This window comes from Streptomyces sp. NPDC055287, assembly GCF_053646035.1.
Genome location: NZ_JBSHNE010000069.1, coordinates 1 through 19333, shown reverse-complemented (window position 1 = coordinate 19333; position 19333 = coordinate 1). Strand labels below are relative to the sequence as shown.

18 protein-coding genes and 4 pseudogenes are annotated in these 19333 nt (G+C 68.5%); 4 read left to right on the top strand and 18 right to left on the bottom strand.

What is annotated here, in order from left to right:
- Window positions 1-316: 316 nt before the first annotated feature.
- Window positions 317-598, top strand: a pseudogene (locus tag ACWIHY_RS38030) (Tn3 family transposase); the annotation flags it as partial.
- On the opposite strand, the gene ACWIHY_RS38025 reads toward ACWIHY_RS38030, so the two are convergent.
- The 14 genes from ACWIHY_RS38025 to ACWIHY_RS37960 form a co-directional block, all read right to left on the bottom strand.
- The gene (locus ACWIHY_RS38025) at window positions 499-876 is read right to left on the bottom strand and encodes a hypothetical protein (RefSeq protein WP_454381211.1); all 378 of its coding nucleotides are present in this window, start codon (window positions 874-876) and stop codon (window positions 499-501) included. The pseudogene ACWIHY_RS38030 and the gene ACWIHY_RS38025 overlap by 100 nt on opposite strands.
- A 276-nt stretch (window positions 877-1152) precedes the next feature.
- The gene (locus tag ACWIHY_RS38020; RefSeq protein ID WP_454381210.1) at window positions 1153-1857 is read right to left on the bottom strand and encodes a hypothetical protein; all 705 of its coding nucleotides are present in this window, start codon (window positions 1855-1857) and stop codon (window positions 1153-1155) included.
- A gap of 52 nt (window positions 1858-1909) precedes the next feature.
- Window positions 1910-2425: a hypothetical protein gene (locus ACWIHY_RS38015; protein WP_454381209.1), complete on the bottom strand. Its 516-nt coding sequence runs from the start codon at window positions 2423-2425 to the stop codon at window positions 1910-1912.
- A complete protein-coding gene (locus ACWIHY_RS38010) occupies window positions 2422-3687 on the bottom strand; it encodes an MCE family protein (protein ID WP_454381208.1) in 1266 nt (421 codons plus the stop codon). Before ACWIHY_RS38010 ends, ACWIHY_RS38015 begins: the two co-directional genes overlap by 4 nt.
- Window positions 3684-5015 carry an MCE family protein gene (locus ACWIHY_RS38005; RefSeq protein WP_454381207.1) on the bottom strand — a complete coding sequence of 444 codons (1332 nt, stop codon included), beginning with the start codon at window positions 5013-5015 and terminating at the stop codon, window positions 3684-3686. The genes ACWIHY_RS38010 and ACWIHY_RS38005 overlap by 4 nt, the downstream gene beginning before the upstream one ends.
- Window positions 5012-6196 carry an MCE family protein gene (locus ACWIHY_RS38000; RefSeq protein WP_454381206.1) on the bottom strand — a complete coding sequence of 395 codons (1185 nt, stop codon included), beginning with the start codon at window positions 6194-6196 and terminating at the stop codon, window positions 5012-5014. The genes ACWIHY_RS38005 and ACWIHY_RS38000 overlap by 4 nt, the downstream gene beginning before the upstream one ends.
- On the bottom strand, window positions 6193-7176 hold the full coding sequence (locus tag ACWIHY_RS37995) for an MCE family protein (RefSeq protein WP_454381205.1): 984 nt from the start codon (window positions 7174-7176) through the stop codon (window positions 6193-6195). Before ACWIHY_RS37995 ends, ACWIHY_RS38000 begins: the two co-directional genes overlap by 4 nt.
- A complete protein-coding gene (locus ACWIHY_RS37990; RefSeq protein WP_454381204.1) occupies window positions 7173-8210 on the bottom strand; it encodes an MCE family protein in 1038 nt (345 codons plus the stop codon). Before ACWIHY_RS37990 ends, ACWIHY_RS37995 begins: the two co-directional genes overlap by 4 nt.
- Window positions 8207-9472: an MCE family protein gene (locus tag ACWIHY_RS37985; RefSeq protein WP_454381203.1), complete on the bottom strand. Its 1266-nt coding sequence runs from the start codon at window positions 9470-9472 to the stop codon at window positions 8207-8209. The genes ACWIHY_RS37990 and ACWIHY_RS37985 overlap by 4 nt, the downstream gene beginning before the upstream one ends.
- Window positions 9473-9480: 8 nt before the next feature.
- Window positions 9481-10245 carry an ABC transporter permease gene (locus ACWIHY_RS37980; RefSeq protein ID WP_454381214.1) on the bottom strand — a complete coding sequence of 255 codons (765 nt, stop codon included), beginning with the start codon at window positions 10243-10245 and terminating at the stop codon, window positions 9481-9483.
- A gap of 56 nt (window positions 10246-10301) precedes the next feature.
- Window positions 10302-11072 (bottom strand): MlaE family ABC transporter permease, encoded by a 771-nt coding sequence (locus tag ACWIHY_RS37975; protein ID WP_454381202.1) that lies wholly within the window; start codon window positions 11070-11072, stop codon window positions 10302-10304.
- On the bottom strand, window positions 11069-12031 hold the full coding sequence (locus tag ACWIHY_RS37970) for an ABC transporter ATP-binding protein (protein ID WP_454381201.1): 963 nt from the start codon (window positions 12029-12031) through the stop codon (window positions 11069-11071). The genes ACWIHY_RS37975 and ACWIHY_RS37970 overlap by 4 nt, the downstream gene beginning before the upstream one ends.
- A gap of 100 nt (window positions 12032-12131) precedes the next feature.
- Window positions 12132-13223, bottom strand: a complete 1092-nt coding sequence (locus ACWIHY_RS37965) for a sigma-70 family RNA polymerase sigma factor (RefSeq protein ID WP_454381200.1) — start codon at window positions 13221-13223, stop codon at window positions 12132-12134.
- An 86-nt stretch (window positions 13224-13309) separates the two neighbouring features.
- A complete protein-coding gene (locus tag ACWIHY_RS37960; RefSeq protein WP_454381199.1) occupies window positions 13310-14386 on the bottom strand; it encodes a lytic transglycosylase domain-containing protein in 1077 nt (358 codons plus the stop codon).
- 179 nt (window positions 14387-14565) lie between these two features.
- Here ACWIHY_RS37960 and ACWIHY_RS37955 point away from each other — a divergent pair, with 179 nt between their 5' ends.
- Window positions 14566-14928 carry a hypothetical protein gene (locus tag ACWIHY_RS37955; RefSeq protein ID WP_454381212.1) on the top strand — a complete coding sequence of 121 codons (363 nt, stop codon included), beginning with the start codon at window positions 14566-14568 and terminating at the stop codon, window positions 14926-14928.
- Between the two features lie 861 nt (window positions 14929-15789).
- Window positions 15790-15888, top strand: a pseudogene (locus ACWIHY_RS37950) (transposase); the annotation flags it as partial.
- Between the two features lie 160 nt (window positions 15889-16048).
- Here ACWIHY_RS37950 and ACWIHY_RS37945 read toward each other — a convergent pair.
- Both ACWIHY_RS37945 and ACWIHY_RS37940 read right to left on the bottom strand, forming a co-directional pair.
- Window positions 16049-16432 carry a transposase gene (locus ACWIHY_RS37945; RefSeq protein ID WP_454381197.1) on the bottom strand — a complete coding sequence of 128 codons (384 nt, stop codon included), beginning with the start codon at window positions 16430-16432 and terminating at the stop codon, window positions 16049-16051.
- 209 nt (window positions 16433-16641) lie between these two features.
- A complete protein-coding gene (locus tag ACWIHY_RS37940) occupies window positions 16642-16899 on the bottom strand; it encodes a hypothetical protein (protein ID WP_454381195.1) in 258 nt (85 codons plus the stop codon).
- A gap of 196 nt (window positions 16900-17095) precedes the next feature.
- Here ACWIHY_RS37940 and ACWIHY_RS37935 point away from each other — a divergent pair, with 196 nt between their 5' ends.
- On the top strand, window positions 17096-17383 hold the full coding sequence (locus ACWIHY_RS37935) for a hypothetical protein (RefSeq protein WP_454381193.1): 288 nt from the start codon (window positions 17096-17098) through the stop codon (window positions 17381-17383).
- 16 nt (window positions 17384-17399) lie between these two features.
- Here ACWIHY_RS37935 and ACWIHY_RS37930 read toward each other — a convergent pair.
- Together ACWIHY_RS37930 and ACWIHY_RS37925 are read right to left on the bottom strand one after the other, a co-directional pair.
- A pseudogene (locus ACWIHY_RS37930) lies at window positions 17400-17942 on the bottom strand (TerD family protein); the annotation flags it as partial.
- Between the two features lie 141 nt (window positions 17943-18083).
- Window positions 18084-18869 (bottom strand): annotated as a pseudogene (locus ACWIHY_RS37925) (serine/threonine-protein kinase); the annotation flags it as partial.
- Window positions 18870-19333: the final 464 nt, after the last annotated feature.

Genomic DNA, 19333 nt, shown 5'->3' with positions numbered 1-19333 from the left:
CTCACCGAGTCCGTGACCCGAGGTTCACCACCGCAGTTGACCCAGGCGACGCGTGCAACTCTGCGGGATTCCATCGCGCGCGTTCGGGGCCCCTATCAACCGCGCCTCGGCTCGGGGCCCCCAACCCAGCCAGACCAGGGTGCGGCGCGCATGCTGGCGCCCAGTTACGCGCTGGCAAGGTCGGTGAGCGGCGAAGTCGCCTCGATGTGAGCGTCACGTCCTGATTGGGTCACTCAAATACGCCAGGAGCGGATGCGGTCGGCTGCCTCGTAGACGTTGGCCTTGCCGGCCTGGATGTCGCGGACCAGGTCGACCATCGCGCAGGTTCAAGGACCTGGCCGACCAGCGGTTCTGGCGGGCGGAGCTGCCCGGGGTCGAGACCGGCGGCTACGGGCCGCTGGAGTCGCTGGCCCGCAGCAAGGTCAACCTGAACAAGGTAATCACGCACTGGCCGGACATGCGGGTGACCGGCTCGCTGGTGACCGGGCAGGTCCGCGCCTACGACCTGCTGCGGATGTTCGGCCGCGAGGGACGGCCCACCCCGCTGGGGCAGGCGTTCGTGGAGTACGGGCGGATCGGCAAGACCCTGCACCTGGTGTCGATGCGCTCGATCAGCTTGTGCTCTGCCAGGTAGGCGAGCGCTTCGTACAGTTCATCGCCACAGATGACGGATCCGGCGAAGTAGGCGCCGGGCGCGGCGAAGAACAGGGTCGGGTCGACGGGCTGCTGGTTGCCGGCGGTGTCGAACAGCCACCGCTGGAAGGCGTCCATGGTGTAGCGGAGCCGTGCGGCACGGTCTCCCCGCAGCTTCAGCGATTCGTTGTCGGTGCGTCGGCGGACGTGGAGATGAGGGCCTGCGGTTCCGCACCCCAGCACACGTGAGGAGGCCAGCAGATGCAGACCCTCCTGGCGCAGGCCGATGCCCGAGCCGCTACCGCGGGCGATTCACCAGCTGGTCTCCGAGGCGGTCCAGAATCGTCAGTGAGATCCGGCCGCGCGGAGGGAGGCGGCGAGGTCTTCGAGTGCCCTGGTCGCTCCATCTACGTGCCGGCCAGAAGGGATGACAAGCGCGGTCGGCGTGTCGCCGTGAGCATGCGGGACTGGGCGAGCGCTGGCTCGTAGGGAGGCCGCCGCCCGGTATGCGAGTGCTTGCTACAGCGCATCCACTCCCCTGACCTTCCAGCCCTGCGGCGTACGCACCAGAGTCATCCGGACGCGGTTGAGGTCAAGGCGTGGGCCCGTGACCTGGGTGCTGGTGGTGACCTGGTTCATGAAGATGAGGACGACGGCCCTGTCCGGTGTGGCGGACACCACCGAGGCAGCCGGGGCGTCGCCGCTCGGGGGCTTCGCAACCGTCGCCTTGACCACTCCGCGGTACTTCGTGGCGGTCGGCGCGACCACCGTCTTGGTCGTCTTGCCGTACTGGTCGAGAAAGGGGGCGGTGAGGTGTCCGCGCGCCGCGGCGAAGTCGCGGTCCAGGTGGCGGTAGTCGTACGACAGGATCACCGGGGCCGCCTTGCGAGCCGCCGCGAGAGCGGACGTGCCGGCCTGGGCCGTGCGTTCGGACTCCCTGCGCTGCAGGCCGAGCGTGCTGGTGGCGACCAGGCCCAGGAGAGCGAGGACCGCGAGCGCCGCAATCAGCAGGCGCGGACGGTTACGGCTCGGCCTGTCCGGCGCCTCGGACGCCTCGGCCTCCTTGGGTGCCTGGAGGGACGGCTTGGGTGACGGCTCCTCGGCGGGCTCCGCCGGGCGGCGTGTCCTCTCGGCGCGTTTGGCCGCCGCGCGGGCGGCCGCTGCCACGGAGCGCTGCCGGGGGGCGCCGGTGCCGCCGCGGCCTCGGAGGGTCTGGTTCGCCACGGTGTCTCTCCTCACGGGTGGTGCAGAGCAAGCGAAGTGCTATTGGGTGGCTTCAGCCGACGAATTCGACGTCGGACGTCAGCCACCGCCCGCCCTCCAGGACGAGGTCGAGCTGAAGGCGGTAGTTACGGGACGTTCCCTGCGGAGCGGCGACGTTGGTGACCTTGCTGTCGGCCACCACCAGCACCCGCGCGGTGCGTTCGTCCGCGCTCGCGATGCCCGCCTCGAGGACCTGTCCCTCCGAGACCGACTTGTTCTCGGCGACGATCTTCGTCAGCTTCTCGGTCTGCGCCGAGAACTGCTTCTCGAAGTCCCCGGTCGCGCCCTTCAGGACGTTCTCGCTGTCCCGGTCGTAGCGCCGGTAGTCGAGCGAGGTGAAGTTGAGCGCCGACTGGCGGGCGGCGACCAGGATGTCCTGGTGGCGCCGCTCCGTCGTGTGCCGCTCGTACACCTGGACACCCAGCCAGCCGGACGAGGCCGTCAGTACGGCGGCCACCGCGGCCAGCACCGCCACGGCTCGCCGGTGATGCAGCGGCCGTACCGCGCGGTTCAGGAGTGCGCGGCTCATGCCATGGGTCCCACTAGCAGCCATTGCCAGGAGTCCTTTCCGAGGAGGCTCTGTGCTCCGCCCGTGGAGCCGATCCGGACGGGCGATCCGTCCGGGCCGTTCGTGACGCCCGTCTCGGCGTCGTAGCCGGCCACGTGCGCTGTCCGGCCGGAAGTCCCGCCCGTGCCTGGGGCGTTCTGGGCGCCCCGGACCGAGGTGTCGCCGCCGCGCGGGGCCGTACAGCGGGCAGCGGTGTTGGCCGGGCGGTCCGAGGTGTCGGCGGGGTCGCGGCGCCGGGTGTCGTAGCCCTGGCGGCAGGGCGGGGGCTCGTCGGCGTTGGTCACCATGCCGAAGTGGGTGGTGCCGTCGCCGGGGATGACCGTGTAACTGCCCGCGACGACCACGGGGAAGGTGACCAGCATCTGTTCCACACCCGGCAGCCGGGCCTGGGTGACCTGGCCGCCGCTGATCAGGTTGCCCAGCAGGACCGGAAGGTGGGTCCGGTTGTCCTTCAGGAGCATGTCCACTTGCCGGGAAGCCGTGGTGCCGCTGTCCATCAGGGCGCGGATGTCACCGTCGCTGGACTTGAGCTGCCCGGTGAGCGAAGCCAGATCGCGGGAGAAGGACGTGATGGACGACCCCTGGTCGGCCTGCGTTTTCAGGACCTTCCGGGAGTCCTCGATCAGAGCGATCGTCTGGGGCAGGGAGGCGGACGCCGACTCGGTCAGGGCATTGCCGGAGTCCACCAGCCGGCTCAGATGCGGGCCTGTGCCGGCGAATGCCCTGCCCAGCTCGTCGACCGTAATCCGCAGGTCCTTCTTGTCCACCGAAGTGACCAGCCGGTCGAGGCTGAGGATCAGCTCGGTGGTGGGTACGGGCACCCGGGTGTTCCGGAGCGGGATGGTGCCGCCGTCCCGCAGACCGGGGCCGTCACCGGAGCGCGGCTGAAGGTCGACGTACTGCTCACCGACGGCCGAGCGGTTCGCCACCACGGCCAGACTGTCCGCCGGGATCCTCGGGGAGTCCTCCAGATCCAGCCCCACCGATACGCCGCCGGCCCCGGTCAGCCGCAGATCGCCGACGCGGCCCACGGGCACCCCGCGGTAGGTGACCTCGGCGCCGGAGTAGATGCCCCCGGAGTCGGCAAACTCGGCCCGTACGGTGTAGCCGCGGTCCAGGACGCGGTCGACGAGGCCGGTGTACTGGACGCCGACGTACGACACCCCAAGGGCGGTGACGATCGCGAAGGCGAGCAGCTGGAGCCTGACCATACGGGTGATCACGGCATCATTCCCTTCATCAGCAGCTCGGCGAGAGACACGTCGACACCGCTCGGATAGCCGCTCCCGGAGCCCGGAGAGCTTCCGCCGTCCCCGCTGTACGACGCGTGGGTGCCGGTGCACAGCGGCAGGCATCCCAGATCGCCGTCCCCGGCGCCCGGCGGGTCCGAAGGGGCGGGCGGGACGGAAGGGGCCGAGGGCGACTCCGGTACCTCCGGTGTGTCCGGCAGCCCGGGTGTTTCGGGGAGTTCGGGGAGGCCGGGGATCTCCGGGGTGGGCACCCCGGGAAGCCCGGGCTTCCCCGGCTTCGCCGGAACGCCCGGCTTCGCGGGGTCGTCGGCCAGATTGCCGTAGACGCTCTCCAGGTCGAGGTCGGCGGTGACCTTGAGGTTGACGTAGTCACCCTTGATCGCGTCCACCACATTGCGGGGGAACGGATACGTCGTCAGCAGCTCCAGGGCGTTCGGGAGGTCGGCGCCCGCCTTGTTCAGCTGCTGGAGGATCGGCTGGAGCCGGCGGAGGTTGGCGACCGTGTCGTCCCGCGACGCGTTGATCACCTGGGTACCCGTCCTGCCGAGCTTCGACAGCGAGGTGAGCATCTTGGTGAGCTTGGTCCGCTGGTCGGCGAGCACCTTCAGCGCGGGCGGCATCGTGCTGATCGCCCGGTCGATCGTCTTCTTCTCCTTGGCCAGGGTCTTGGAGAGCTTGTCGATGCCCTCCAGGGCGCGGACGATCTCCTTCTTCTGCTTGTCGAGGCCACCGATAAAGGTGTCCAGCTCCGTGAGCAGGGATGTGACCCGGTCCTCGCGACCGTCCAGGGCCTTGTTCAGCTCCACGGTGATGGTCTTGAGCTGCGCCACCCCGCCGCCGTTGAGAAGGGCCGACAGTGCCGACAGCACCTCCTCGATCTCGGGGTTGCGTCCGCTGCGGGACAGCGGGATCTTCGCGCCGTCGGTGAGCGTGCCCACCGGCTCGGTGTCCGTCGGCGCGGACAGCGCCACGTACTTCTCACCGAGCATGCTGGTCTGCCGCAGCCCGGCGATCGCGTTTCCGGGGAGCTTGACCGAGTCCGCTACGCGCAGCCGCACGCGGGCGTGCCAGCCGTCCAGTTCGACCTTCTCGACGGCGCCGACGGTGACGTTGTCGACCTTCACCGTGGACTGCGGGACGAGGTCGAGGACGTCCCGGAACTGGACCGTAACCCGGTAGCTGTTGCCGTCCGCGGCGGCGCCGCCCGGCAGGGGAACGTCGTACAGCCCGTTGAACTCGCAGCCGGTGAGCAGCAGTGAACCGGCGGCCGCCCACAGGGCTGTTTTCCGTGCAGTGCTCACGTACGGGCCTCCAGGATTCCGCCGAGCGTCTTGTCCGTCGAGCCCGCCGAGCCCGCCGGGACCGCTCCGGTGACCGGGTCGGCCACCGGCAGCTTCGGCAGGGAGTCGAACAGCTTCTTCACGTCCTCGCAGTCGGTCGTCTTCCCGGCCGTCTCCCCGGCCGTCTTCAGCAGGGAGCACAGCAAAGAGGCCGGGTCCTGGTGCAGTTGTTCGGCGTTGTTACGGGTGTCGAGCGTGCCGGATTCGGGGTTGTAGGCGTTCTGGAGGTTGGACAGACCGGCGGGGGCCACCTCCAGCACCTCCTCCAGGGCCGCGCGCTGGGTGACCAGCACGCTCGTCACCTTGCTCAGCCCCTTCACATTCGCGGTCAGCGCCTTCTTGTTGTTCTTCACGAACTCCGTCACATCGGCGAGCGCGGCTGCCAGGTGCTTGATCGCGGCGGCGAGGTCCTTGCGTTCCCCGGCGAGTTGCTCGGCCACCTTGGCCAGGCTGTTGTTGAACGACCGGACGCTCGAATCGTCGGCCGCCAGCACAGCCGTGAACTCGTGCAGGTTCTCCACCGTCCCGAACAGGTCCTGCCGGCCGTCGGACAGCGTGGTGACGGCCTGGGAAAGATCCTCGACCGTCCGGTGCAGTTTTCCGCCCTGTCCCTGCAGGTTGTCCGCGCTGACCGCCAGGAGCCGGGACAGCGAACCGTCCTTGTTGGCGCCCCGGGGACCGAGCGCCTCCCCTGTCGTTCGCAGGCTGTCGAATACGCGGTCCAGCTCGACCGGCACAGCCGTCCGTTTCTCGGGGATCACGTCGTCGCTCTTCATCGCCGGGCCCGAGCGGTAGGCGGGGAGCAGCTGGAGGTAACGGTCGCTGACCACCGAGGAGTTGATGATCGCGGCCTTGGCGTCTGCCGGGACCTTGTACTCGGCGGCGTACTCCAGCTCGACGCGCACCCGCTCGCCCTGCGGCGTGATCTTCCTGACCTCGCCGATCCGGACGCCGAGCACGCGCACGTCCGACCCCGGATAGATGCCGACCGTACGCGGGAAGTACGCCGTCACCCGGACCACCGGCGACTCGGACAGGTGGACGAAGGCGAGGACGGCGGACACGACGAGCACGGTGGCGAGCGCGATCCTCTTGATCGCCTTGCTCTTGATCGCCTTGCCTTTGATCGCCTTGATCTTCATCGTGACCCTCCGGTCCGTGGTTCCACCGGTGTGGGCGCGACCAGGTTCTGGATGTAGCTGTCGAACCAGCGGCCGTTTCCGAGGGTGTTGGTGAAGACCCGGGTATAGGGCGCCAGCAGCTTCACGCTGCGGTCGAGGCTGGCCTGGTTGCGTTCCAGCATCCTCACCACAGTGTTCAGGCGGCTGAGCGCGGGCCCGATCGCCTCCCGGTTGTCCTTGGCCAGGCCGGACAGCTGAACGCTCAGCGCCACGGAACTCTTCAGCAGCGCGTGGATGACCTCACGCCGCTTGTGGATCTCCTCGAACAGCTTGTCGCCGTCCTTGACCAGCTTGATAAACTCGCCCTTCCGCTTGGCGAGCACACCGGTGACGCCGTTGGCACGGCCGAGGAGTTCGCGCAGTGCCTCGTCGCGGGAGGACACAGTCCGGGAAATCTTCGACAGTCCCGCGATGGAGGCCTTGACCTCGTCGGGGGCGTCCTCGAAGGTCGTGGACAGCGTGTCCAGGGCGGTGGCCAGCCGCTTCTTGTCGACCTCCTCGGTGGTGGTGGTCAGGTCGCTGAATGCCTCCACCACGTCGTACGCCGGAACCGTACGCTTCAGCGGAATCTCGCTGCCCGGCTTCAGCAGTCCGGACCCCTTCGGCTCCAGCGCGAGGTACTTCGCGCCCAGGATCGTCTTGACGCGGATGGACGCACCGGTGCGGGTCCCGAACTCCGGGTCTCCCTTGACGCGGAAGGTGACCTTGACGTGGCCGTCGTCCAGTCCGACGTCGTCGACCTTGCCGACCTTCACACCGGCGATCCGCACCTCGTCGCCCGGCTTGAGCCCGCCAGCCTCGGAGAAGGCCGCGCTGTACGTCTCGCCGCTGCCGATCAGCGGCAGGTTCTGCACGTTGAACGCGGCGGCGATCAACAGCGCGATCGTGGTGAGGCCGACGGAGCCGATCACCACGGGATTGCGTTCACGGAACGGGATCAACGGCCGCACCTCGCTCGCGCGACATGGAGTTCGGGAGTGATGACTTCGGCGGTCTTCGGCAGCACGATCCGGCCGTCGAAGTCGCACAGATAGAAGTTGAACCAGGAGCCGTACGAGGCGGTGCCGGTCAGCTTGTTGAGCTTCTTCGGCAGCCGTTGCAGGACGCCCTCCACGGTCTTCTCGTGGTCGTTGAGCGTGCCGGTGAGCTCGGACAGTTCCGTGATATCGGTCTTCAGCGGCGGGCGGGCGTCCTTGAGGAGGCCGGAGGTGGCCTCCGCGAGGCCGTTGATGCCCGCCAGCGATTCCCCGATGGGTTTCCGGTCGGCGGACAGTCCTGAGATCAGCCGCTGCAGTTGCGAGATCAGGTCGGAGAAGCGGGTGCTGCGCTTGTCCACCGTCCTCAGCACGGTGTTGAGGTTGTCGATCACCGAGCCGATCAGCTTGTCGCGTTCGGCGAGCGTTGTGGTGAGCGACGCGGTGTGCGCGAGCAGACTGCGGACCGTACCGCCCTCGCCCTGCAAGGTTTTGACGATCTCGGTGGCGAGCTGGTTGACGTCCTTGGGGCTCAGCGCGGCGAACAGCGGCTTGAACCCGTTCAGCAGCGCGTTCAGATCAAGCGCCGGCTCGGTGCGCGCCAGCGGGATCCGCCCTCCGGGCCGCAGCCGCGTCGTGTCCCCCGTGCCTTCCATCAGCGCGATGTACCGCTGCCCGATCAGGCTCCGGTAGCGGATCGCGGCCCGGGTGCTGGTGAGCAGCGGCCGGTCGTCGGAGACGGTGAAGGTGACCTCGGCGAGCGTCCGGTCCTTGATCTCGATGCCTTCGACCTCCCCGACGCGCACCCCTGCGACCCGGATGTCGTCACCCTCCTCCAGGCTGGTGACATCGCTGAATACGGCGGTGTACGTCTCCTTGGGGGTGAAGGAGAGATTGACGATGGTGGCCGCGAGCACGGCGGTCGCCGCCACCGTCACCACCGCGAAGATGCCGAGCTTGATCAGCTGCGGGGCTGTCGTCCTTGCGTTCGTACGGCTCATACGACGCTCACCGCCGTTCCCCGTGCCATCGGGCCGAAGAGCAGCGTCGTGACGGCCGGCACCTCGTCTGCGGGGACGCCCATGGCCGGGGCCACGAGCGAGGCGACGGCGTGCTGTTCGGCCGGCGTGCCGGAGACGGCTCCGCGCGGGCTGTGCGACGCCGACGTACCGTCGTTGAGTCTCGTCGGTGGTGCGGGAATGGGCGGGTGGGGCAGACCTCTGCAGTCGGTGCCGGAGCGGTCGGCATAGCGCGGTTCCTCGCCGGGTCGGTAGGAGGGGCGTTGGGGGACGAATTCGAGGGTGATGCGCATCTTCCCGCCGCTGAAAGCCTGTTCGGACGCCGCTTCCTGCCGTACGAGCCCGGCCAGCAGGCACGGGTACTCCGGTGAGTAGCGGGCGAACAGGGCGAGCGTGGGACGGGAGACGCGGCCCAGGGTGATGAGCCGGTCCGCGTTCTCGTCGAGGACGCCCTCGGTGGTGTTCGCGGCGGTGGCGGTCGAGGTGAGGACCGACGCGAGCTGGTCCTCCCGCTCGACGAGGGTCCGGCTGGTGGTGAGGGTGTTGCTCAGGGTCCGCAGCAGGTCGGGGGCGGCTTCGCCGTACACCTCGGCCACATCGGCGAACCGGGAGATGTCCTTCTTGAGCGACGGCATGTGCGGGTTGAGCCGGCGCAGGTAGGAATCGAGGCGGACGAGGTTGTCGCCGATCTTGTCGCCGCGCCCTTCGAGGGCGGTGGAGAAGGCGGACAGCGTGGCGTTCAGCTTGGCGGGCTGCACGGTGCGCAGCAACGGCAGCAAATCGTTCATCAGCTGCTGGAGCTCGATGCCGACCTTGGTGCGGTCCTGGGTGATGACGTCACCGGCGCGGATGTGGCGGGTGGAGGTGTCACGCGGGGCCACCAGGTCGACGTACTTCTCACCGAACAACGTCTTGGGCAGCAGCCGCGCATGGACGTCGGCCGGGATGAGCCGGACGTGCTCCGGCTTCAGCGCGATGCCGAGGGTCGCCTTCTCACCGTCGGCCCGCACCTCGCGGACCTCGCCGACCAACAGGCCGCGCAGCTTGACGTCGGCGCGCGGCTCCAGCTGGTTGCCGAGGGTGTCGGCCTCCAGGGTGATGCGTACGACGGAGGTGAAGACCTGCTGGTAGACGGCGACGGTCAGGGACAGCAGCAGGGCGATGACCGCGAGGAACACGATCCCGTACAGACGGAGCCGGGTGGGCCGGGCGAGAGTGGCCCGCTTCGGTGTTCGTATGCGCATCGGCCCGCCTACCCCGCTATCCGTACGGTCGTGTTGGCGCCCCAGATCGCCAGGCTGAGGAAGAAGTCGAGGATGTTGATCGCCACGATCGATGTCCGTACGCCGCGTCCGACCGCGACACCGACACCGGCCGGACCGCCGCTCGCGTAATAGCCGTAGTAGCAGTGCACGAGGATGATCACGACGGCGAAGACGATCACCTTGCCGAAGGACCAGAGCACGTCGACCGGTGGCAGGTACTGCGCGAAGTAGTGGTCGTACGTTCCGGTCGACTGCCCGTAGTAGCCGGTGGTGATGGTGCGGGCGGCGTAGTAGGAGGACAACAGCCCGACGACGTACAGCGGGATCACGGCCACGAAACCGGCGATCATGCGGGTGGTGACCAGGAACGGCAGCGAGGGTACGCCCATCACCTCCAGCGCGTCGGTCTCCTCGCTGATGCGCATCGCGCCGAGCTGGGCGGTGAACCCCGCGCCGACCGTCGCCGACAGCGCGAGCCCGGCCACCAGCGGGGCGATCTCGCGGGTGTTGAAGTACGCGGAGAGGAACGCCACGAAGTTGGAGGTGCCGAGCTGGTTGAGGGCGGCGTACCCCTGAAGTCCGACCTCGGTGCCGGTGAAGAAGGAGAGGAAGGCGATGACGCCGACCGTGCCGCCGACGACCGCCAGCGCGCCACGGCCGAAGCTCACCTCGGCGAGCAGACGCAACACTTCCTTCTTATAGCGGCGCAGGGTGCGGCCTGTCCAGGCGAGGGATCGCCCGTAGAAGACCATCTGCGTGCCCAGCTCCTCCAGGGAGCGCAGCGGGCGGTCGAGAAGTCGTGGCACAACTAACCTCTCTGCGGGACGATTTGGAAGTACACGGCGGTCAGCACGAAATTCGTCACGAACAGCAACATGAAGGTGATGACCACGGACTGGTTCACGGCGTCGCCGACGCCCTTCGGTCCGCCCTTGGCGTTGAGGCCCTTGTACGAGGCGACGATCGCGGCGATGGCGCCGAAGACGAGCGCCTTCAGCTCGGCCGCCCAGAGGTCAGAGAGCTGGGCCAGGGTGGTGAAGGAGGCCAGGTAGGCGCCGGGGGTGCCGTTCTGCATGACGACGTTGAAGAAGTAGCCGCCGGCCACGCCGACGACGGAGACGAGTCCGTTGAGCAGGACCGCCACGAGCATCGTGGCCAGTACCCGGGGAACGACCAGCCGGTGGATCGGGTCGATGCCGAGCACCTGCATGGCGTCGATCTCCTCGCGGATCTTGCGTGCCCCGAGGTCGGCGCAGATCGCGGTGCCGCCGGCGCCCGCGATGAGCAGCGCCGTGACGATGGGGGACGCTTCCCGCAATACGGCGAGCACGGAGGCCGCGCCGGAAAACGACTGGGCGCCGAGCTGCCGGGTCAGGCTGCCGATCTGGAGCGCGATGACGGCGCCGAACGGGATGGAGACAAGCGCGGTGGGGAGGATGGTGACGCTGGCGATGAACCAGGCCTGCTGGATGAACTCCCGTAGCTGGAAGGGGCGTCGGGGCAGGGTCCTGAGGACGTCCAGCGCCATGGCGAAGAGGCTGCCGGAGTGTTTCAGCGCCCCGGTGGGGGACAGGCTCACGCGTCCGCCACCTCCTCCTTCTCCGTCGTGCTGTGCGGCGCCGCCTCGCGTTCGGCGATCGCCCGCCAGCGGGGCGGGCGGGAGACGCCGGGGCTGGGCAGCAGGCGCGGGGTCATGACCGCCGAGGACGCTTCGCTGTCCCCGGCGCTCCCGCCGTTGCCGAGTTCGGCGAGTTCCTGCTCGACCTGGGCGGCGTCCTTCTCCTCCGCCATGCCGATCGGCCCCTGCATCCGGCCGTTGAGGAACTGCCGCACGACCGGTTCGTCGCTGGTGAGCAGCTCCTCGCGCGGGCCGAACATCACCAGCTCGCGCCGGAACAGCAGCCCGATGTTGTCGGGGACCAGACGGGCCGAGGCGATGTCGTGGGTGACGATCAGGAAGGTCGCGTCGATCTGTGCGTTCAGGTCGACGATCAGCTGGTTGAGATAGGCCACCCGCACCGGGTCGAGTCCCGAGTCCGGCTCGTCGAACAGGATGATCTCCGGGTCGAGCACCAGCGCCCGCGCCAGTCCCGCCCGCTTTCGCATACCGCCGGAAATCTCGCCGGGCAGCTTGTCCTCGGCGCCGATCAGACCGACCATGTCCATCTTTTCGAGGACGATCCGTCTGACCTCGCTCTCCGGCTTACGGGTGTGCTCGCGCAGCGGAAAGGCGATGTTGTCGTAGAGACTCATCGACCCGAACAGGGCGCCGTCCTGGAACAGCACACCGAAGAGCTTGCGCACCTCGTAGAGATCACGCTCGCGGAGCTTGGTGATGTCCTGCCCGGCGATCGTGATCGATCCGCGCTCCGGCTTGAGCAGGCCCACGAGCGTCTTGAGGAACACCGACTTCCCCGTACCCGAGGGCCCGAGCATGACGGATACCTCGCCGGCGGGCAGCGTCAGCGACACGTCCTGCCAGATGACCTGGTGGCCGAAGGATTTCGTCAACCCTTCCACACAGATCTCGACACCCATCCGGTTCACCCTTCAGCGGGGAGCAGCTCTGACATCTGCTCTACGGAGAAGGGCGGCGGGTCCGTCGCGAAGAAGGCGAAGATTTTTTACGAGACTGACATCAGGGCCGTACGCCGGTGTGTAGGAGGCCGGTGAGCGGCGTCTCGTCCGGCACGTCGGCGGGGGCGTCGGCCGGCTCATCCGTGGGTACGTCGGTGGGGACGGCCCCGATGACGTCCGGTACGGCGGTGGGGTCGGGCAGCGGTGGTGCGGCCGGGAGCCGTGGTGCCTCCAGGGCAGCGGGGAGCGGCGGCGCAACCTCCGGCACTGCGACCTCCGGCAGCACCGTCGTCAGGGCGGTGGGTGAAGCCTTCTCGCTCCGGCGCACAGATCCTGCGGCGCCGGGCCGGACGGACGCGGGCGGACCGGCCGCAGAGTCCGGGGGCCCGGACGAAGCGGCCGGTACTCCGTAACCCGCCTCGTCCACCTCCTCCCTCACGTCCGACGTGCCGGGCTGCGCGGGCCGCTGCGGAGCCGGATCGTACGCAAAAGGCACAACGAGGCCCACCACGGCCAGCGTCGCCGCAGCGGATGCCGCCGCCAGGGCCTGCGCGTGCCCGCCCGCCTGACCGGCCTGTCCTGCCTGGTCCCGGGCGCGCCCGATCAGCCACAGGCCGAGCGCGAGCGTGCCGGTCAGGGAGTTGCGGAGCGTACGCCGGGCCCTGGCCAGGAGTGACTCGACCGCCTCGTAGCTGAGGTCCATCTCCAAGGCGATCTGGCCGACGTCGCGGTCCTCCGACTTCAGCCGGAGCGCCTCGGCCTGGCGAGCGGGCAGCTCCTCGCTCCGGTAAGCCAGCCACTTGGCCTCCGCCCGGTCGCACACCGCCTCCTCGACGGGGACAGGCGCCGGGGCGGTGAGTGTCCGGGAGACGCTCACCTGGGCATCGCGGTTGACCTGCCGGTACCGGTCGACGCACAGGCGCATGGTCACGGTCGTCAGCCATGCGCCCATCCGCGCCTCGTCGAGGTGCGCGTTCTGCGCGCCGCGCAGCATCGCCTCCTGTACGGCGTCCTCGGCGTCCTCGGCACTCATGGACCTGCGGCGGGCCACCTTGAGCAGTTGCTCGCGATGGCCCCACATGCGCTGCCACCGCAGATGGGCCGCTTCGTCGCCCGCTCGCACCGGGTGAGCAGGGTGCATCTCCGCCGCCATGAAGCCTCTCCTCGCCCTCACGCCTGATGGCCGGGAGGTTACCGCCCGGTATCCGGAGTTGTGGAGAGCTGACGCCGGAGTGAGTCCTAACCGTTGCCGGTGAGGGTCCCGCCGTCCGTGTCCGGAAGCACACCGCCGGTGGTCGGCAGACCGATGCCGGGCTCAGTGGCCAGTGGCGGCGCAGGCCTGACCCCGCCGACCGGTCGCTCCGACGGCGAGGGCTTCGGCGCGGCCGGGGTGGGCCCGGGTGTGGGCTTCGACGTGGAGGGGGGCGGCGGAGACGCCGGCCGGGAGGGCGCCGATCCGGCGCGCGGGCCGGGGCTGCCCGGCTCGGGCCGCGTGCTGCCGGACGGGACCGGCTTCGTACCGGAGGCCGAACCGCCGCCGGCCGGCAGCACCTGGTGGCCGTCCCTGAAGTAGCCGTACCAGGACAGGACGACACGAAGGTATTCCCGCGACCGGTTGTACGACAGGATCGCGCGGTTCAGGTCCTGCGGCCGGGAGAGGTCGCGCCCGGCCGCGCACAGGTAGCGGCCCGCCGCGAGTGCGGCGTCGTAGACGTTGTGGGGGTTCATGCTGCCGTCACCGTTGCCGTCGGCGCCCCACCTGGCCCATGTCGACGGGATGAACTGCATGGGCCCGACGGCGTGGTCGTAGGACGTGTCGTTGTCGTACGCGCCGCCGTCGGTGTCCCGGATCCGGGCGAACCCCCGGCCGTTCAGCTGCGGGCCGATGATGGGCGCGTACGTCGTACCGTCCGCGTCCACCCGCCCGCCCCGCGCCTGGCCGGATTCCACCTGTCCGATCGCGGCGAGCAACTGCCAGCGCAGGTCGCACGCCGGGGCACTCTTCGCGAGCCCCGCCTCCGCCCTGCGGTACGCGCCGAGGACCGTGCCGGGCACCGCCGCGCGGCCGAACGGGACGACGGGGCCGCCACCCGAGGACGACCGCGCGGACGAACCTGGCATGTAGCGCACCGACAGAGGCGGCAGCTCGCGGTAATAGTGCGTATCACCCGGAATACCCTGACCCGGTGCCGTGTTGGCCCCCTCGGCGGCGGAGGCTCCCGCCACGAGCCCCGGCGCCTGTGACCCGGCCAGCACCACCATGGCCGCCGCCGAGACCGCCGTCCCGGCAACTCCTCTGCGTATCCGTCCAGCCATACGTCAAGCTCCTCCCCATCCCGCTGCCGCGCCGAAGGGCGCGGACACTGTCACTTGTCTCTACGGGGGGAGGCGGCCGGTCCGTCGGCCGAAAATCGATATCGAATCGCAGGTTTGAGAGACGTTTCGCATACGGGCGTGAGGCAAGCAGGGAGGGCATGAACAGTCCCCAAGAACCCATGCCCGGAACCGACGCCTACGCTCCCTACGCCCCGCACGCCCCTTATGATCCCAACCGGGACGCCCACGGACGTAACCCGGACGGCACCGGAGCACACCGGGCAGCCCTGGTCATCCACACGATGGCGGACATCGCCGCAGGCTTTCTGGCCCTGTGGATCCTGCTGTACCTGCTCGACGCCAACCAGGGAAACGTCTTCGTCGGTTTTGTGCACGGCATGGCGGACTGGCTCGCCGGCTGGTCCCAGGACATCTTCACCATGGAGACCGAAGGCCTGCGTGTCCTGCTGAACTACGGCCTTCCCGCCGTGATCTACCTGCTGCTCGGCCACGGAATCGCAGCCCGGATACGCCGCCTCTGATCGCATTCAGCCGCGCCCGGGAGAAGTAGAGCTCCCGGGCGCGGCAGCAGAACTCAGAGCTCCGAACGCGCCCCGTACTTACGGGCGCCCACTACCTGCGCGGCCACGTACTCCCCCGCGCCGATCGACTCCCGCGCAAGGCCGCCTGGCCGGCCCACTGGTTGACGTACTCCGCGCGCCCGCCGCACGGCGGATCGGCTGCATCAGTGCGTTCTGTACGGGATACGGGGGCACCTCGCATCCCGTACGCCGCCATGTCCCGGACGAAGCGGTTCGGGATCGTGCGCGCGGTCCGGCCCGAGAAGAGCCGGGTCAACACCGTGGCACCGCCCGTTGGGTCGGGAAGTGAACGCAGCTGATACGGAAGGCCGTTGGCTGTCGCTCCGGGTGCCGGGCGGGGCCACTCACGTGAACAGGTATGCCCGCCGGAGGAGTTACGTATCCCACGTTTCAGCCGCCGCATGAACAGTGACTCGCCGGGCCCCGTTGACCTCGATAACCGGTGACCCACCCCCAGACCGGTGAGTGAGCGAGGTTCGCACATGCCAAGGATCCCTCTGCACGACGCCCGGCGCCGCGCGACCGCGGGCTGCTGCCCGGCCCGGTCGGCACACCACGGTTCCCGCCCGCGACTCACACACTGAACGGTCGAACCCATGGACTACTGCGTCCCCTGCCGCCGCACTCTCAACGGCACCGTGACGTGCCCGGAATGCGGGGCGTACGACTCCGGCATACAGCCGCCGAGCGATCGGACCGCTGAGGCTTTCCTTACCGAGCTCGGCATCTTGTTGGGGGCGTACTTCGGCATCCGAACGCTCTCCTCCGGGAACGTTCGCAACCACCGATAGAACTCAAGCTGTCTATCCGGTGGTCTTCATTGACGCCATCCACGTGAAGATCCGCGACGGCGCGGTAGCCAACAGGCCCATATATGTGGCCTTGGCCTCGATCCTTCAGCGGTGATTGCCGCTGGATGAGGTGATGGGTTCATCCCGTTTGTCCCGACGGGTGTCGGGTGGGATCTTCGCGCGTCGCTGCGGCTGCGCCGGGCTTCCACGTCTCCCGGGTGGCGCGGGGCTGCTCCTTCCTGGTCATCGTCGGGGCGGTGGCCCTCGGATCAGGGGGCTGGGAGGTCACTGGGGCGTCGCCAGCTGGTGGTGAAGGCGTCGGCCCAGGGCCAGGTGGTCTCGATCCGCAGCCAGCGGCGGCGGGCGTGTTTCGCCAGGCGGGCGGGCAGGTGATAGAGGCGGAAGCGCATGGTGGCGGGCTCGGCGTCGGCAAGGTCTGGCTCGTCGTGCAGGGTCAGCAGCCGCAGCCAGGCGCCCAGATCGGCGGCGAGGTTCGCGGTGAGCATCCATGCTTCGTCGATCGTGAAGGACTTCGAGGGCAGGTTGTGCAGGCCCATCGCCTTGTTCGTCCGGACTCGATCTTCCACGACCGCGTGGTGCCGGTGCACGGCGTCCAGCCATTGCGCCTGGTGAGAGCCGGCGATGCGGGTCATCTTGGAGATGTTGGTGGCGGTGATCGAGTACTTCCGTCCGGTCCGTTTCTCGAAAACGCGGTCAGCTCCTTCACATGCCGGCCGGACGGCCGCACCCGACGAACGATCAGCCGCATCCCCGTGATCCAGCCGTGCCGGGTGTTCAGCCCGGTCAACTCGGCCACGACGTAACCCTCCTGCAGGCTGCCGTCCCGTTTCAGTGAGGCCTCTCAGGCCGCCTCGGGGAGACAGGCGACGGCCTTCTCGTCGTCCTTGGTGATGGTCCAGCCGGTGATGAAGCGGACGGTGCGGCGCCGGGTGTTCAGGTCCCGCAGGTGCTCGTGCAGGTCGTGGGTGGCTCCGGCCCCGTCCACCCGGACCAGGATCTTCGCCGTCGAAGCCCCGGGGAGCTGGGCGAACGCCTCGCGCAGCACCCGGATGTGGTCGGTCACAGTGTTCGATCCGGCGTTGCCTTCGCGCAGCCACATCGCCAGACACTCGGACGTGTTGGCACACCACGCCGCGAGCGGATGGAACCCGACGGCTCGACAAGGATCGGGGAGCCGGGTGTTGACCATTGGTCGGGAACGGGCTGTTCCCACTCCCGCACCGGCCGCCCCGGTTCAAGGCTGGATGCAACGGACGCAAGGGGCGTACGTGAACGAGAGTGAGTGAGGTCTGACGATGGCTGTCTCCCCGAACCTGGTGCCCGCATCGGTCACCGCCGTCAGCGGCCTGGCCACCGCCATGGCCTGCGCCCCGTGGTGGGGCGTGGTGATCTGCCTTGTCCTGGTCCTGGCCGCGACCTCCGTACAAACCCTCCTCCCTCAGGACTCCCCCGACCGGCTCACTTGGTGGACCAACCTCCGCGAACACCGCTCCTGCGCCGCACCGGCCACCGCAACACCCGCTCCGGGCCACCCGCGTGATGCAGCAGGCGTCTGTGCCCGTCAACAGCTGGCCACGGCGTGACCTCCAGCACGCCTGATCACACGTTGATGCCGTAGTGCCGCGCGACATCCCACAGGCCAGATTTGTAACCTTTGCCCGTGGCCCGGAACTTCCACGCTCGGTCGTGCCGGTAGAGCTCACCGAGGACCACGGCGGTGTAGGGGCTAGTGGCGTCAACCAGCTCGTAGCGAGCTATCTCCAGCTCGTCGGACGGGTTGACGAGTCGAATGAACGCGCGCCGCACCTGGCGGAATGTCTGCCTCCGGTTCTCGGCATCGTAAATCGCGAGCGGAAAGACGATCTTTGCGACCTCGGCTGGGACGGCGGCCAGGTTCACCTTGATCGTCTGAGGGTTTGTGTCGCCACCGTGCTCGACTGACCCCTCTGGAGTCCTGGGGTTGTTGAAGAACACGAAGTGCGCATCGGACAGGACCATGCCGTTGTTGCCGACCAGTATGGCGCTGGCGTCGAGGTCGAAGTCTCCGCTGATCAGCCCCCGAAACTCCCAGCCCAGGCCGATGGTGATCGCCGTCAGGGTAGGTACCTTCTCGGTCAGCGAAACCGTGTCGCCTTTTCGGAGGAAAGTGCAGCCCGAAGGGTGCCGAACGGGTGCGACAACAGGTGTCTCGGTCGGCCGAGCATCAAGGGTGGGGGTGTAGGTCGGGTATGGCTGAGTCTGGTGTTGGGTGATGTCGTGGAGCCGGGCCTTGACCTGGTCGGCGGTGGGCGGTCGCTGGTCGGGATCCTTGGCGAGCAGGTCCATGACCAGGCGGTCCAGACTCTCCGGTAAGCCGGGGTGAAGGTAACTGGGCATCGGTGGAGGTTCTTGGCCGTGCTGGCGGATGAGGTCCCACATATTGCCTTCGAAGGGGCGGCGTCCGGTGCAAAGCTCAGTGAGCACGCAACCCAGCGCGTACAAGTCTGCGCGGCTGTCGCCAAGGCCGCTGAAGCGCTCCGGGGCCATGTAGGCGGCGGTGCCAATGACGGCATCGGCCGTCGTCGTAATGACCGTTTGCTGCTCGGCGGCCTTGGCAATGCCGAAGTCCACGACCTTTACCGTTCCGGACGCCTGGATCATGATGTTGTCCGGCTTGACGTCGCGGTGGACCACACCGATGGCATGCGCCGTCGCTAGGGCGTCGCAGATCTGGCTGGCCCAGCTGAGCGCCTGCTGCAGGGTCGGCAAACCGCGGCTCAGGACATTGGACAGCGGCTGGCCGCTGAGGAGCTCCATGACGAGGTAGACCATCGGTTGGCCGGCGTGCTGGGTCTCCCCAAAGTCGTAGACGGTCACGATGTGCGGGTGGTTGAGGTTTCCGGCGGTGGAAGCCTCCCGGGCGAAGCGGTCACGGTTCTTCCTCGCATCACCCCCGCCCGTCACCATGACCTTCACCGCGACTTGCCGCCGCACCCGCGCGTCGAACGCCTTCCAGACCGCCCCGAAGCCGCCTTGGCCGAGCAGTTCGATCAGTTGGTACCGGTCATCGAGTACATCGTTCGGCCCCACGAACTACCCCCTCAACACACGAGCATGAGACTCCCATGTTCTGTCGGGAGACATACGGCTTGTCGTGACATTGTGAGCGTAATCGTGACGAGCCTTCATCGTCCGCGTGATAGCGATCTTGGTGAGAACGGCCAGAGTGGGGCTCGAGAGGTTCTGCATCACAAGAGACCTCCTCGGTGGCCGACTGCGCTTTCGTCGTTCGGTTTCCGAGAAGCCTGCGCTCGGCTGTCCGTCAGACCTCGTGGCGAGGGCGGTGGACTTGGGTGATCTTCATCTGCCCCTCCAGCCCCTGGAGCTTCTTGCAGGCAGGCTCGGAGGCAGCAAATCGCGCACCTGAACAGCGGGTTCGCCAGCGAGGCTGCGTCAAACCTGTCGGTGTGGGCCGCCCCCGGGTCAGGCGCCGGTGGCGGCCGGGACGGGGTCCGGACCGGGTCCGGAGCCGATGACCTGTGCGAGCAGGTTGA